Origin of the sequence: Streptomyces sp. NPDC001093, from assembly GCF_040298985.1 — a bacterium.
Taxonomy (GTDB): Bacteria; Actinomycetota; Actinomycetes; order Streptomycetales; family Streptomycetaceae; genus Streptomyces.
In genome coordinates, this window is sequence record NZ_JBEPBF010000064.1 from 23,108 (window position 1) to 36,882 (window position 13,775).

9 protein-coding genes and 1 pseudogene are annotated in these 13,775 nt (G+C 72.1%); 5 read left to right on the forward strand and 5 right to left on the reverse strand.

Annotation, left to right across the window (positions count from 1 at the left end; all coding sequences use genetic code 11):
* The first annotated feature begins 9 nt into the window (after positions 1-9).
* The 3 genes and pseudogenes from dxs (at position 10) to ABT288_RS27875 (ending at position 5,157) form a co-directional block, all read left to right on the forward strand.
* Positions 10-1,938: a 1-deoxy-D-xylulose-5-phosphate synthase gene (gene dxs / locus ABT288_RS27865; protein WP_351613195.1), complete on the forward strand. Its 1,929-nt coding sequence runs from the start codon at positions 10-12 to the stop codon at positions 1,936-1,938.
* A 153-nt stretch (positions 1,939-2,091) separates the two neighbouring features.
* Positions 2,092-3,615: an amino acid permease gene (locus ABT288_RS27870; RefSeq protein ID WP_351613126.1), complete on the forward strand. Its 1,524-nt coding sequence runs from the start codon at positions 2,092-2,094 to the stop codon at positions 3,613-3,615.
* A gap of 82 nt (positions 3,616-3,697) precedes the next feature.
* Positions 3,698-5,157, forward strand: a pseudogene (locus tag ABT288_RS27875) (ArnT family glycosyltransferase).
* 540 nt (positions 5,158-5,697) lie between these two features.
* Here ABT288_RS27875 and ABT288_RS27880 read toward each other — a convergent pair.
* The gene (locus ABT288_RS27880; RefSeq protein WP_351613129.1) at positions 5,698-6,105 is read right to left on the reverse strand and encodes a PIN domain-containing protein; all 408 of its coding nucleotides are present in this window, start codon (positions 6,103-6,105) and stop codon (positions 5,698-5,700) included.
* A gap of 47 nt (positions 6,106-6,152) precedes the next feature.
* Positions 6,153-7,118: a hypothetical protein gene (locus ABT288_RS27885; RefSeq protein ID WP_351613132.1), complete on the reverse strand. Its 966-nt coding sequence runs from the start codon at positions 7,116-7,118 to the stop codon at positions 6,153-6,155.
* A 150-nt stretch (positions 7,119-7,268) separates the two neighbouring features.
* Here ABT288_RS27885 and ABT288_RS27890 point away from each other — a divergent pair, with 150 nt between their 5' ends.
* Positions 7,269-8,288: a PLL family lectin gene (locus ABT288_RS27890; RefSeq protein WP_351613135.1), complete on the forward strand. Its 1,020-nt coding sequence runs from the start codon at positions 7,269-7,271 to the stop codon at positions 8,286-8,288.
* Positions 8,289-8,298: 10 nt separating this feature from the next.
* The gene (locus ABT288_RS27895) at positions 8,299-8,691 is read left to right on the forward strand and encodes a hypothetical protein (RefSeq protein WP_351613198.1); all 393 of its coding nucleotides are present in this window, start codon (positions 8,299-8,301) and stop codon (positions 8,689-8,691) included.
* A gap of 61 nt (positions 8,692-8,752) precedes the next feature.
* On the opposite strand, the gene ABT288_RS27900 is transcribed toward ABT288_RS27895, so the two are convergent.
* The 3 genes from ABT288_RS27900 to ABT288_RS27910 form a co-directional block, all read right to left on the reverse strand.
* Positions 8,753-10,882, reverse strand: coding sequence for a 3-hydroxyacyl-CoA dehydrogenase NAD-binding domain-containing protein (locus ABT288_RS27900; RefSeq protein ID WP_351613136.1), 2,130 nt, complete (start codon positions 10,880-10,882; stop codon positions 8,753-8,755).
* On the reverse strand, positions 10,879-12,096 hold the full coding sequence (locus tag ABT288_RS27905; RefSeq protein WP_351613139.1) for a thiolase family protein: 1,218 nt from the start codon (positions 12,094-12,096) through the stop codon (positions 10,879-10,881). The genes ABT288_RS27900 and ABT288_RS27905 overlap by 4 nt, the downstream gene beginning before the upstream one ends.
* 255 nt (positions 12,097-12,351) lie before the next feature.
* A complete protein-coding gene (locus ABT288_RS27910; protein ID WP_351613142.1) occupies positions 12,352-13,641 on the reverse strand; it encodes a ribonuclease D in 1,290 nt (429 codons plus the stop codon).
* Between the last annotated feature and the right edge of the window lie 134 nt (positions 13,642-13,775).

Here is a 13,775-nt window from a genome sequence, read left to right on the forward strand (position 1 = left end):
GAGGCACGGGTGCCGCTGCTGACCCGCATCACGGGACCGCGCGATCTGGACCGGCTCAGCCTGGAGCAGCTGGACCAGCTGGCAGAGGAGATCCGGACCTTCCTCGTCGACGCCGTCGCCAAGACCGGCGGCCACCTCGGCCCCAACCTCGGCGTGGTGGAGCTGACCATCGCCCTGCACCGCGTCTTCGACTCGCCGAAGGACAAGGTGCTCTGGGACACCGGCCACCAGTCCTATGTGCACAAGCTGCTCACCGGCCGGCGGGACTTCTCCAGGCTGAAGATGAAGGGCGGCCTGTCGGGCTACCCCTCGCAGGCCGAGTCCGAGCACGACGTCATCGAGAACAGCCACGCCTCCACGGTGCTGGGCTGGGCCGACGGCATCGCCAAGGCCAACCAGCTGAAGAAGCGGGACAGCCATGTGGTGGCGGTCATCGGTGACGGTGCGCTCACCGGCGGTATGGCCTGGGAGGCGCTGAACAACATCGCCGACGCCAAGGACCGCCCGCTGGTCATCGTCGTCAACGACAACGAGCGGTCGTACGCCCCCACCATCGGCGGCCTCGCCAACCACCTCGCCACCCTGCGCACCACCGACGGGTACGAGCGCTTCCTCGCCCGGACCAAGGAGCTCCTGGAGCGCACCCCGGTCGTCGGCCGGCCGCTGTACGAGACCCTGCACGGGGCGAAGAAGGGGTTCAAGGACTTCATCGCGCCGCAGGGCATGTTCGAGGACCTGGGCCTGAAGTACGTCGGTCCCATCGACGGGCATGACATCGAGGCGCTGGAGTCCGCCCTCGCCCGGGCCAAGCGGTTCGGCGGGCCGGTCATCGTGCACTGCCTCACCGAGAAGGGCCGCGGCTACCAGCCCGCGCTGCAGGACGAGGCGGACCGCTTCCACGCCGTCGGCAAGATCCACCCGGACACCGGCCTGCCGATCGCCTCCTCCGGCGCCGACTGGACCTCCGTCTTCGGGGACGAGATGGTCAAGCTGGGTGAGGAGCGGGAGGACATCGTCGCCATCACGGCGGCCATGCTCCAGCCCGTCGGCCTCGACAGGTTCGCCAAGCGATTCCCCGAACGGGTGTACGACGTCGGCATCGCCGAGCAGCACGGCGCCGTCTCCGCCGCGGGCCTCGCGTACGCCGGGGTGCACCCCGTCTTCGCCGTCTACGCCACCTTCCTCAACCGCGCCTTCGACCAGGTCCTCATGGACGTGGCCCTGCACAAGTGCGGGGTGACCTTCGTGCTCGACCGGGCCGGTGTCACCGGAACGGACGGTGCCTCGCACAACGGCATGTGGGACATGTCGATCCTGCAGGTCGTACCCGGCCTCAGGCTGGCGGCCCCGCGGGACGCCGAGCAGGTGCGGGCCCAGCTGCGGGAGGCCGTCGCGGTGGACGACGCGCCGACCGTGGTGCGCTTCTCCAAGGGCGCCGTCGGCCCCGCTGTACCCGCCGTGGGCCGGATCGGCGGCATGGACGTGCTGCGCGAGCCCGGCACCGACCGGCCGGACGTGCTGCTCGTCTCCGTGGGCGCCCTCGCCCCGATGTGCCTGGAGATCGCCGGCCTGCTGGACAAGCAGGGCATCTCCACGACCGTGGTCGACCCGCGCTGGGTCAAGCCCGTCGACGAGGCCATGGCCCCGCTGGCCGAGCGGCACCGGGTCGTCGTCACCGTCGAGGACAACAGCCGGGTCGGCGGCGTCGGCTCCGCGATCGCCCAGGCCCTGCGCGACGCCGGCGTGGACGTGCCGCTGCGCGACTTCGGCATCCCGCCGCGCTTCCTCGACCACGCCTCCCGCGCCGAGGTCCTCGCCGAGATCGGCCTGACCGCCCCGGACATCGCCCGCCAGGTCACCGGGCTGGTCGCCAAGCTGGACGGCCGGTTCGACCGTACGGCCGCCGAGGTGGACTCGGTGGAGCCCGCGCGCGACTGACGCGGACACCGCCCTGACGGGCCGGTCCGGCCACTCCTTGCGGTGGCGGAACCGGCCCGTCTGCGTGAACCTGCCTGTGCCGGGGCATACGCATCCCGACCCTCTCGATCATGACGGGCCACGGCGAGGTCCCCAAGCGTGGGAGGCAGGCACGTGAGCAGCGCGCTGTTCAGGACGAAGAACGTCGAGCAGTCCATCCAGGACACCGAGGAACCGGAGCATTCGCTCAAGAAGTCCCTCTCCGCGCTCGACCTGACCGTCTTCGGCGTCGGTGTCATCATCGGCACCGGCATCTTCGTCCTCACCGGACAGGTGGCCAAGAACAACGCCGGCCCGGCGGTGTCCCTGGCCTTCGTGGTGGCCGGCGTGGTCTGCGCGCTCGCCGCCCTCTGCTACGCCGAGTTCGCGTCCACGGTCCCCGTGGCGGGCTCGGCCTACACGTTCAGCTACGCCTCCCTGGGCGAGCTGCCCGCCTGGATCATCGGCTGGGACCTGGTCCTGGAGTTCGCGCTCGGTACGGCGGTGGTGGCGGTCGGCTGGTCCGGCTACATCCGCTCGCTGATGGACAACGTCGGCTGGCACCTGCCCGACTACCTGGCCAGCCGGGACACGGCCTCCGGCTTCGGCTTCGACATCCTCGCCGCGGCCCTGGTGCTGGTGCTCACCGGCATCCTCGTCCTCGGCATGAAACTGTCGGCCCGGATCACCTCGCTCGTCGTCGCCGTCAAGGTGGTCGTCGTCCTCATCGTGATCATCGCCGGTGCCTTCTTCATCACGGCCGGCAACTACTCGCCGTTCATCCCCAAGCCCCAGCCGGTGCCGGCCGGGGGCAATCTCAGGGCCCCGCTGATCCAGCTGATGTTCGGCTGGGCGCCCGCCAACTTCGGCGTGATGGGCATCTTCACGGCCGCCTCGGTGGTGTTCTTCGCCTTCATCGGTTTCGACATCGTCGCCACGGCCGCCGAGGAGACCCGCAACCCGCAGCGGGACATGCCGCGCGGCATCCTCGGCTCCCTGTTCATCTGCACCGTGCTCTACGTCGCCGTCTCCCTCGTCGTCGTCGGCATGCAGAAGTACTCCAGGCTGTCCGTGGAGGCCCCGCTCGCCGACGCATTCAAGGCCATCGGGCATCCCTGGTACGCCGGCGTGATCAGCTTCGGCGCCGCCATCGGCCTGACCACCGTGTGCATGATCCTGCTGCTCGGCCAGACCCGGGTGTTCTTCGCGATGAGCCGCGACGGACTGCTGCCACGCTTCTTCTCCCACGTCCACCCCCGCTTCCGCACCCCGCACCGGCCGACCATCCTGCTCGGCGTGATCATCGCGATCGTCGCCGGTTTCACCAGCCTCAGCGCACTGGCCGAACTCGTGAACATCGGCACGCTCTTCGCGTTCGTCGTCGTCGCGGTCAGCGTGATCATCCTGCGCCGGACCCGCCCGGACCTGCCGCGCGCCTTCCGTACTCCCTGGGTCCCGGTCATCCCGATCCTGTCGGTGTGCGCCTCGCTGTGGCTGATGCTCAACCTGCCGGCCGAGACCTGGCTGCGGTTCGCCATCTGGATGGTGATCGGTTTCGTCGTCTACTTCTTCTACGGCCGCACCCACAGCCGGCTGGCCCCGGGCGGGCAGACCGCCACCGGAGAGACCCAGCGGCCGCCCGCCGGAAACACTCCGTAACCGTCTTCACCCGGCGGCCCCTCCTCCCCGCCCTGTATGTCCGGATTCGGAGGGAATCGCGGAGTCGGATAGCGTGCTCCCCGTGCCCGCCGCCCCACTCGCGCCCGCACGAACCGTGGTCACGAGGGCCGTCACCCGGACGGCGTACTGGAGGCGGCTGCTGCCCCTCCTCGTGGCGCTGGCCTGCGTCACCGCCTGCCGTCCTTCGTCCGGCCGCTGTGGAACCCGGACGAGGGCTACCTCGCCGTACAGGCGCGGCTGCTGGCCCAGGACGGTCAGCTGTACGACACCGTCGTGGACCGCAAGCCGCCGCTGCTGCCGTGGCTGTACGAGGCCGCGTTCGCGCTGTGCGGCTCCGGCTCGCTCACCCCGCTGCGAGTGCTCGCGGACCTCGCCCAGCTGCTCACGGCGGTGCTGCTGGCCTCCCTCGCCCGGCGCCGCTGGGGCGACGGCGCGGGCCGGACGGCCGGGGTGCTGTATCTGCTGGTCTCGGTCGGGCTCAACCCCGAGGACGCGCAGGCCGCCTCCTTCGAGGTGTTCATACTGCCCGGCACGGCCGCCGCCCTGTGGTGCGCCGGCCGCGGGCGCTGGGGTGCGGCCGGGGCCGCCGTCGCCGTCGCGTTCCTCACCAAGCAGACAGGCGGCGCGGTGCTGCTCCCGGTGGCGTGGCTGCTGCACCGGCAGGGCGCCCCGCGCGCGGGCGTGCTACGGCGCGCGGCCGGCTGCGTCCTGCCGGTGCTGGGCGCGGCCCTGCTGACGGACCCGGCCGGATTCCTGTTCTGGACGGTGACCGGTTCCGCCGTGTACGCCTCCTTCACCGGCTCCGAACTCCACGTCCTCGCCCGCGCCCTGGCCAACACCGCGATCCTGGCCTTGGGCTCGGCGGGCCTGCTCCCGCCGGTCGTACGGACCCTGCGGATCACCCGTGCCGGAGCCGTGGACCTGTGGCTGTGGCTGGCCTCCTCGGCGGTCGCGGTGACGCTCGGCTTCCACTTCTTCGGCCACTACTACCTGCAACTCACCCTGCCACCGGCGCTGTTGGCCACCGCTGCCCTGCACGCGCTCCCCGCCGGGCGCCATGCGTTCGCCCTCCGCACCTCGGCCGGCGCCTGCGCCCTGTACCTCGCCTGGGGACTCACCGCCCCGCGCCCCGAACTCGCCCACGCCCAGCGGATCGCGGCCGCCCTCGACCAGCGCACCACGCCCGCGGACCGCGTCCTGGTCTGCGGCATGCATCCCGAGACGTGCTGGCTGGCCGCCCGCACCCCCGCCGGCCGCTGTCTCACCGCGGGTCTGCTCACCAACTACAGCGGCGGCCGGGACGGACCGCAGGTCGGCGAGAGGTACGCCGTCGCGGGCGCCTGGCCGCTCTTCCGGCGCGAACTGGCCGCGCACGCCCCAGCGCTGGTCGTCGACGACTCCCGCGGCAAGCCGTACACCCCCGACCGCATCCCGACCCTGCACCGCCTCCTCGCCGCCCACTACGAGGAGGCAGGCACCGTGGACGGTGCGGTGCTGTACACCCGCGTGCCGGGGGAGTGACGGCACACTCGGCAACGCATCCGGTGCCACCACTCCGGCCGACTCGGCGGCGTACGGCGCGGGCGGTTGGCTCGCCCCCGTGCCGTGCCGTGCGGTCGGCAGGCTCGGCCCCGCCCGTGCTGTGTGGGCGTCTGGCGTGGCGCTGTACCGGTGCGGGTCGGTTGGCTCGGCCCCGTACCGTGCGGGCGTCCGGCCCGGCGGTGTACCGGTGCGGCCGGTTGGCTCGGTCCCGTGCCTTACGGTCTGTCGGCGTGGCGCTGTACCCGTGCGCCGCGGGTGGCTCGGCCCCGTGCCGTGCGGTCGGCAGGCTCGGCCCCGCCCGTGCCGTGTGGGCGTCTGGCGTGGCACTGCACCCGTGCGGACGCGTGGCTCGGCCTCGTCGCCCTACGGCCGGCCGGCGTGGCGCTGTACCCGTATGGGCGGGTGGCTCGCCCCCGCAACGTACGGCCGGCCGGCTCGCCCCCGTACCGCAGGGACGTGTGGCCCGGTGCCCTGCCGCCGTGCGTGCGGCTCGGCGCCGTACCAGTGCCGTCGGACGGGTCAGTCCAGTACCGTGCGGGGGCCCGTGGTCTGGGCGCCGTGTTGCCGGACGCGGTGGCGCAGTTCGCGGTCGGCCGTGACGACCAGGCAGGGGCGGTCGCCGGCCGCCGCCGCGAGGGCGACGATGTGGTCGTCGCCGCTGCCGGGCGCGTCCTCGACGCGCACCCCGGGCACCGACTCCACGCCCCGGGCCGCGCCCTCCACCACCAGGACCAGCTCCACCGGACCGGGCAGGCCGGCGACGCCGGACCGGGCGAAGGGCGGCAGCCGGTCGCGCAGGCGCTCGGCGGCGCCGCGGCGGTCGCGCCACCAGCCGTCGGGCACCGACCCGACGACGTTCGCGCCGTCGACGATGAGCAGGGGGAGGGGCTCGTCCGTCGCGTCCGTCCCGCCCGAGGTGTCCGTCATGGTCCGTAACAGCCCTGTTGTGTCGCGTTGGTGGCAGGCTCAGTCTGTCACGGTTTCGTCGCCCAGCGGCCGGTGATCTCGGCGATCGCGGCGGCCGCGCGCTCGGCGGGCCGCCCGCCCGCGCGTACCTCGGGGGAGAACTCGACGTGCAGGAACGGCACATGGTCGGCGTCGGCCACCTGGCCCTGCACGTTCGTCAGACCCTCCAGCGGGCAGGACCGCGCCCACGCCCGGCACACCCGGAAGCCGTGCCCGCGCAGGGCGTCGGCCAGGTCCCGGCCGTCCGGCCGGCCCGCGGACCCGGCGCCCGTGGAGGCGATGACGTCGTAACCGGGCGCGGCGGAGGCGGCGAAGCCGTGCAGCTGGATCCCGGGCATCCCGCGGCGGGCCAGTTCGGCGCAGATGCCGTGGAAAACGGTGTCCTCGCGGTGCGCCACGTCCGCCGCATTACCCACTCCGGCTTTGCGATGTGCTCCCGCGATCACGAGGATCCCGCCGGGTGAGCCGCGCAGCACCCGCACGCCCAGCTGCTCGGTGCCCAGATCGAAGCCGGGATGCGGGACCTGCACCGACCAGCTCGGACGGTGGTCGAGATCGAGATAGACCCGGCCCCAGCCGCGCGGGGTCGCGGCGGAGTCGGTGCGGTCGGCGACCTCGGCATAGCGGTGGCCCGAGGGCCGGTCGACGACCGTGCGCACCGTGAAGTCCCGCTGGGAAAGCCGCTGTTCCGCTTGCGCGCGGTGACCGTCGAGCAGCAGGCCGATGGCCGCGGCGATGTCCTCGCGGTCGGTCCGGCCGGGCGGCAGATAGCCCCGGCCGGGGGCGAACCGGCTCGTGTAGTCCGCCACTTCGCGGGCCAGGTCGATCTGCTCGGCCCCCTTCGGCGCGGGCCCGTGGGCGTCGTGCGCGGTGCCGCCCGGGCTGTGGAGCAGGACGGTGAGACCGGCCGCGAGACCGGCGACGACGAGCAGCAGGGTTGCGATCGTGATGAAGCGTGAGCGATGGGCTCTCATGGTCGTATCAAGATATCCCGGTGAACAGACGCCGTGGCCGGCCCCTGCTGTCCCTGCCGACCCCGCGCTCGGTGGGCTGTTCCGCAGTGCGAAGCGGCTGTGACCAGGGGTGGCGGGGGTGTCCGTACGGCCCGCGGCTAGAGTGAACCGGTGAACGGCGACTGGCTTCTGCGCGGCCGAGACGGCCGGCTCAGTGTCTACCAGCTGTCGGGCGAGGCCGTCCTGTGCCGGGCGGAGCGCGAACCCGGCGGCCCCTGGACCACCCCGCGCAGGGTGGGCGGCGACCAGGAACTGCACCCCGTGCTCGCGGTCGGCCAGGGCGCCGACGGCTACGCCCACCTGGTCTCCTGGCGGCCGACGCGGCCGGGCGAGTCCGGCCTGGTGCACTCCACGCACTTCCGGGCGCACCTCGCGGCCCTGGACTGGAACCCGATCGGCCACCCGAGGAAGCGGGGCGGCGACCGGTCCGGCGCGCCGGCCGCCGCCGTCGACGCCGAGGGCCGCGCCCATGTGTTCGTCCGCAACGACGGCGGCGGGGTGCACATGGTCGCGCAGAAGGAGAAGGGCGGCTGGGCGCCCTGGGTGGATCTCAGGGGCAGCAAGGTGCAGGACGGCCTGGCGGCGGTGACGGGGGAGTCCGGCCGCATCGAGCTGTACGCGGCCGTCCCCGACGGGATCCTCCACTGGCGCCAGGAGAAGGCGGGCGCCGAGCCGGTCCGGACGGAGACCCTGCGCACCCCGGTCCGCCCGGGCACCCTTTACGCCCTCGCCACGTCCCCCGACAGCACGACGCTCTTCTACACCGACACCGGCGGCGACCTGTGCGCCTGGCGCCCCGGCGGCAAACCGGTCACCCTGCTGCCCGCGGCCGGTTCCGGCCCGGTCTCGGCCGTCCGCTGCGAGCTCGACGGCCACGACTGCACCCTGCTCGCCCAGCGCTCGGCGGGCGGCCGCGTCGCCTTCGCCGCCTACCCGAGCGAACTGGAGTCGGCGGGCGCCTGGTGGACCGAGTCGGGCCCGCGGCTGCCGGTGGACGCGACGGTGTCCCTGACCACGGACGCGGACGGCCGGGTGGCGGCGGCAACGTTGTCCCCGTCCACCGGCCAACTCCTGCTGACCCGGCGGAAGGACGAGCCGGGGCTGGCCCTTCAGGCGTGGCGGCAGGTCTGAGTGCGCCATGATGGCCGGCGTGGACACCGAGACTCTCATCGACGCCTGGCGGCGTCTCCTCGCCGGCTCCGGAAAGACATGGGTGCTGTTCGAGCACGGCACCTGCGTGGTGCTCGAACGGCCCACCGGGGATCTCGCCGCCCAAGCCACCGAGATCCTGCGGGAGTTCGGGCCGGTAAGGGTGGCGGGCCCCGCGGGCGACTTCCGGGTGCTGGAGCTGCACAACGGCGAGGGCTGGCTGGTGACCGGCCACCACCCGGACGTCGTCACCTTCGTCCCGCTGGACGACGCCGCCGACCCCTCGCACCTGGCCGTCGGCATCCTCGGCCGCTCCCGGCGCGACCGGGACGGCACCGAGCTGCACGTGGTCCACGTCGAGGCCGGCCGCCCGGCCGAGGACTGACAACGCCGATGCCCGGCACACCAGTCGATGTGCCGGGCATCGTACGACCGTACGCGGTGCCTTACGCCGGGACGCTCGCCACGCCCGGTGCCAGGAACTTCTTGCCGTTCACGCGCTCCGAGACGCCCTCGCGGTCCAGGTACGGCGTGATGCCGCCCAGGTGGAAGGGCCAGCCGGCGCCGGTGATGAGGCAGAGGTCGATGTCCTGGGCCTCGGCGACGACGCCCTCGTCGAGCATGAGCCCGATCTCCTGCGCCACCGCGTCCAGGACACGGGCGCGGACCTGCTCCTCGGTCAGGACGACATCGCCCTGCTTCAGCAGCGCGGCGACCTCCGGGTCCAGCTCCGGCTTGCCGCTGTCGTAGACGTAGAAGCCGCGCTTGCCCGCCTTGACGACGGCCGCGAGGTTCGGGGACACCGTGAAGCGGTCCGGGAAGGCCCGGTTGAGGGTCTCCGAGACGTGCAGACCGATCGCGGGACCGACCAGCTCCAGCAGCACCAGCGGGGACATCGGCAGGCCCAGCGGCTCGACGGCCTTCTCGGCGACCTCGACCGGGGTGCCCTCGTCGATGACGTTCTGGATCTCGCCCATGAAGCGGGTCAGGATGCGGTTCACGACGAACGCCGGGGCGTCCTTGACCAGAACCGCGGTCTTCTTCAGCTTCTTGGCGACGGCGAAGGCCGTGGCCAGGGAGGCGTCGTCGGTCTGCTCGCCGCGGACGATCTCCAGCAGCGGGAGGACCGCGACCGGGTTGAAGAAGTGGAAGCCGACGACCCGCTCGGGGTGCTTCAGCTTCGACGCCATCTCCGTCACCGACAGCGAGGAGGTGTTGGTCGCGAGGATCGCGTGCGCCGGGGCGACCGCCTCGACCTCCGCGAACACCTGCTGCTTGACGCCGATCTCCTCGAAGACGGCCTCGATGACGAAGTCGGCGTCCGAGAAGCCCTTGGCCTTGTCCAGCACACCGGTGACCAGCGCCTTGAGGCGGTTGGCCTTGTCCTGGTTGATCCGGCCCTTGCCGAGCAGCTTGTCGATCTCGGCGTGGACGTAGCCCACACCCTTGTCGACGCGCTCCTGGTCGATGTCGGTCAGCACGACCGGCACCTCCAGGCGGCGCAGGAAGAGCAGGGCCAGCTGCGAGGCCATCAGGCCGGCGCCGACGACACCGACCTTGGTGACCGGGCGGGCCAGGTTCTTGTCCGGGGCACCGGCGGGACGCTTGCCGCGCTTCTGGACGAGGTTGAACGCGTAGATGCCGGCGCGCAGTTCGCCGCTCATGATCAGGTCCGCGAGGGCCTGGTCCTCGGCGTCGTAACCCTGCTGCAGGTCGCCGTTCTTGGCGGCCGCGACGATGTCGAGGGCGCGGTAGGCGGCCGGGGCCGCGCCGTGCACCTTGGAGTCGGCGACGAACCGGCCCCGCTCGACGGCCTGGTCCCAGGCCTCGCCGCGGTCGATCACCGGACGCTCGACCTGGACGTCACCCTTGAGGACCTGAGCGGTCCAGATCAGCGACTGCTCCAGGAAGTCGGCGCCCTCGAAGAGCGCGTCGGCGATGCCCAGCTCGAAGACCTGCTTGCCCTTGAGCTGCTTGTTCTGGTTCAGCGAGTTCTCGATGATGACCGAGACGGCCTTGTCGGCGCCGATCAGGTTCGGCAGCAGGGTGCAGCCGCCCCAGCCGGGGACCAGGCCGAGGAAGACCTCGGGAAGCGAGAACGCCGGGACGGCCTTCGACACCGTGCGGTAGGTGCAGTGCAGACCGACCTCGACACCGCCGCCCATCGCCGCGCCGTTGTAGTAGGCGAAGGTGGGGACGGCCAGGTTCGACAGACGCTTGAAGACGTCGTGGCCGCCCTTGCCGATGGCGAGCGCGTGCTCGCGCTCCTTGAGGATCTCCACGCCCTTGAGGTCGGCGCCGACCGCGAAGATGAACGGCTTGCCGGTGATGCCGACGCCGACGATCCCGCCGTCCGCCGCCTCCTTCTCGACCTGGTCGATGGCGGCGTTCAGGTTCGCCAGCGAGCCCGGGCCGAAGGTGGTCGGCTTGGTGTGGTCGAAGCCGTTGTCCAGCGTGATCAGCGCGAAGCGGCCGGCGCCGAACGGGAGGTCGAAGTGGCGTACGTGCGCGGACGTCACGACCTCGTCGGGGAACAGCTCCGAGGCCTGCTTCAGAAGCTCGGTGGTGGTGCTCACTTGTCCCCCTCGAAGTGCGGGTTCTCCCAGATGACCGTCGCGCCCATGCCGAAGCCGACGCACATCGTGGTCAGGCCGTAGCGGACGTCCGGCTGCTCCTCGAACTGGCGGGCCAGCTGCGTCATCAGGCGGACGCCGGAGGAGGCCAGCGGGTGGCCGAAGGCGATGGCGCCGCCGTACTGGTTGACGCGCTCGTCGTCGTCGGCGATGCCGTAGTGGTCGAGGAAGGCCAGGACCTGGACGGCGAAGGCCTCGTTGATCTCGAACAGGCCGATGTCGGAGATGGACAGGCCCGCCTTGGCGAGGGCCTTCTCCGTGGCCGGGATCGGGCCGTAGCCCATGACCTCCGGCTCGACGCCCGCGAAGGCGTAGGAGACGAGCCGCATCTTGACGGGCAGGCCGTTCTCGCGGGCGAAGTCCTCGGAGGCGATGATCGAGGCGGTGGCGCCGTCGTTCAGACCGGCCGCGTTGCCCGCGGTGACCCGGCCGTGCACGCGGAACGGCGTCTTGAGGCCCTGCAGGTTCTCCAGAGTGGTACCCGGGCGCATCGGCTCGTCGGCCGTGACCAGGCCCCAGCCGGTCTCGCCGGCCTCGGGGCTGGTGCGGCGCACCGAGATCGGCACCAGGTCCTGCTGGATCTTGCCGTTGGCGTACGCCTTGGCGGCCTTCTCCTGCGAGCGCACCGCGTACTCGTCGGCGCGCAGCTTGGTGATGTGCGGGTAGCGGTCGTGCAGGTTCTCCGCGGTCATGCCCATGAACAGGGCGGACTCGTCGACCAGCTTCTCGGACACGAACCGCGGGTTCGGGTCGACGCCCTCGCCCATCGGGTGGCGGCCCATGTGCTCCACGCCACCGGCGATGACGGCGTCGTAGGCGCCGAACGCGATCGAACCGGCGGTGGTCGTCACGGCGGTCAGGGCGCCGGCGCACATGCGGTCGATGGAGTAACCGGGGACGGACTGCGGCAGGCCCGCGAGGATGCCGGCCGTACGGCCCAGGGTGAGGCCCTGGTCGCCGATCTGCGTGGTGGCCGCGATGGCGACCTCGTCGATCTTCTTCGGGTCCAGACCGGGGTTGCGGCGCAGCAGCTCCCGGATCGCCTTCACGACGAGGTCGTCGGCGCGGGTCTCGTGGTAGATGCCCTTCGGGCCCGCCTTGCCGAACGGGGTGCGGACGCCGTCGACGAAGACGACGTCCCTGACGGTACGAGGCACGATGGCTCTCCTCCAGGGTGCGGGGTGGCACTGCTGCGTTGCGCTGAGCGCGCGCTCAGGACCCATGCTACTTATGAGTAACGTAGCTGCACAGTCCTGGTGGGGGGAGCGGTGAACGTCACACGCCGCCGACTCGCCGCTTCCCCTTCCTCACCCGTACATGCCGTCCCAGGATCTTGGCGTGATCTCGACGTCCCTGTTCCGCTTCCGCCACCCGGCTTCACGCGAGGAGCGACCGGGCGACGTCTACGGCGGCTAGGCCCCCTTCGCCGACAGTGCCGACACCAGGACCGGCGTCACCAGCTCCACCTGCCAGGCCCGCGCACCGTATCCGGCCAGCGCGGTCTCGACCGACGCGGCGTCGACCGCCTTCGGCGGCTCCCAGCAGATCCGCCGCACCGTGTCCGGGGACACCAGATTCTCCTGCGGCATGTTGAGCCGCTCGGCAAGGGCGGTGATTCCCGCCCGGGCCGCGGACAGCCGGGCCGCGGCGGCGGGATCCTTGTCGGCCCAGGCCCGCGGCGGCGGAGGCCCGGTCACGGGCTGACCCGGCTGCGGCAGCGCCGAGTCCGGCAGGGCCTTGGCCCGGTCGACCGCCGCCTGCCACTGCTCCAGCTGCCGCCGACCCATCCGGTGCCCGAACCCGTTCAGCATCGCGAGCGCGTGGACGTTGGCCGGAAGTGCGAGCGCCGCCTCCACGATGGCGGCGTCACTGAGGACCTTGCCCGGCGAGACGTCCCGCCGCTGCGCGATCCGGTCCCGCGTCTCCCACAGCTCCCGCACGACACCGAGCTGCCGGCGCCTGCGTACCTTGTGCATCCCGGACGTACGGCGCCACGGGTCCTTCCGCGGCTCGGCCGGCGGCGCGGCCGCGATCGAGTCGAACTCCTGCAGGGCCCACTCCAGCTTGCCCTGCCGGTCCAGTTCCTTCTCCAGGGCGTCGCGCAGGTCGACGAGGAGTTCCACGTCGAGCGCGGCATACCTGAGCCACGGATCGGGGAGCGGCCGGGTCGACCAGTCGACGGCGGAGTGGCCCTTCTCCAGGACGAAGCCGAGCACGTTCTCGACCATGGCGCCGAGGCCGACCCGCGGGAACCCGGCGAGCCGGCCGGCCAGCTCGGTGTCGAAGAGCCGGGCCGGGACCATGCCTATGTCGCGCAGGCAGGGCAGGTCCTGGGTGGCGGCGTGCAGCACCCACTCGACGCCGGACAGCGCCACGCCGAGCCCGGACAGGTCGGGGCAGGCCACGGGGTCGATCAGCGCCGTCCCGGCACCCTCGCGGCGCAGCTGCACCAGGTAGGCGCGCTGGCCGTAGCGGTAGCCGGAGGCGCGCTCAGCGTCGACGGCGACGGGGCCGGAGCCCCCGGCGAAGGCGGCGACCACCTCGGCGAGCGCGGCCTCGTCGGCGACGACGGGCGGAATGCCCTCACGCGGTTCCAGCAGCGGTGTCGGCGCCCCCATCACAGAAGATCCGGCGTCGTCCGGAGGAGTGCCTCCGGTGGTGCGCAGGGAGCTGTCTGCTGCGGTGTCTTGGGCGTCGGTCACCTGTCAAGGGTATCCGTGTGTCGACGGGGGGCCGGGGGGGGTAGTTTAATGGGAGGGGGGCGGGGGGGGGGTATAAATTTAATGGGGGGTTGATGGGGGGTTTTCTGGGGGGTGGTACACTTTTATTGTTATTC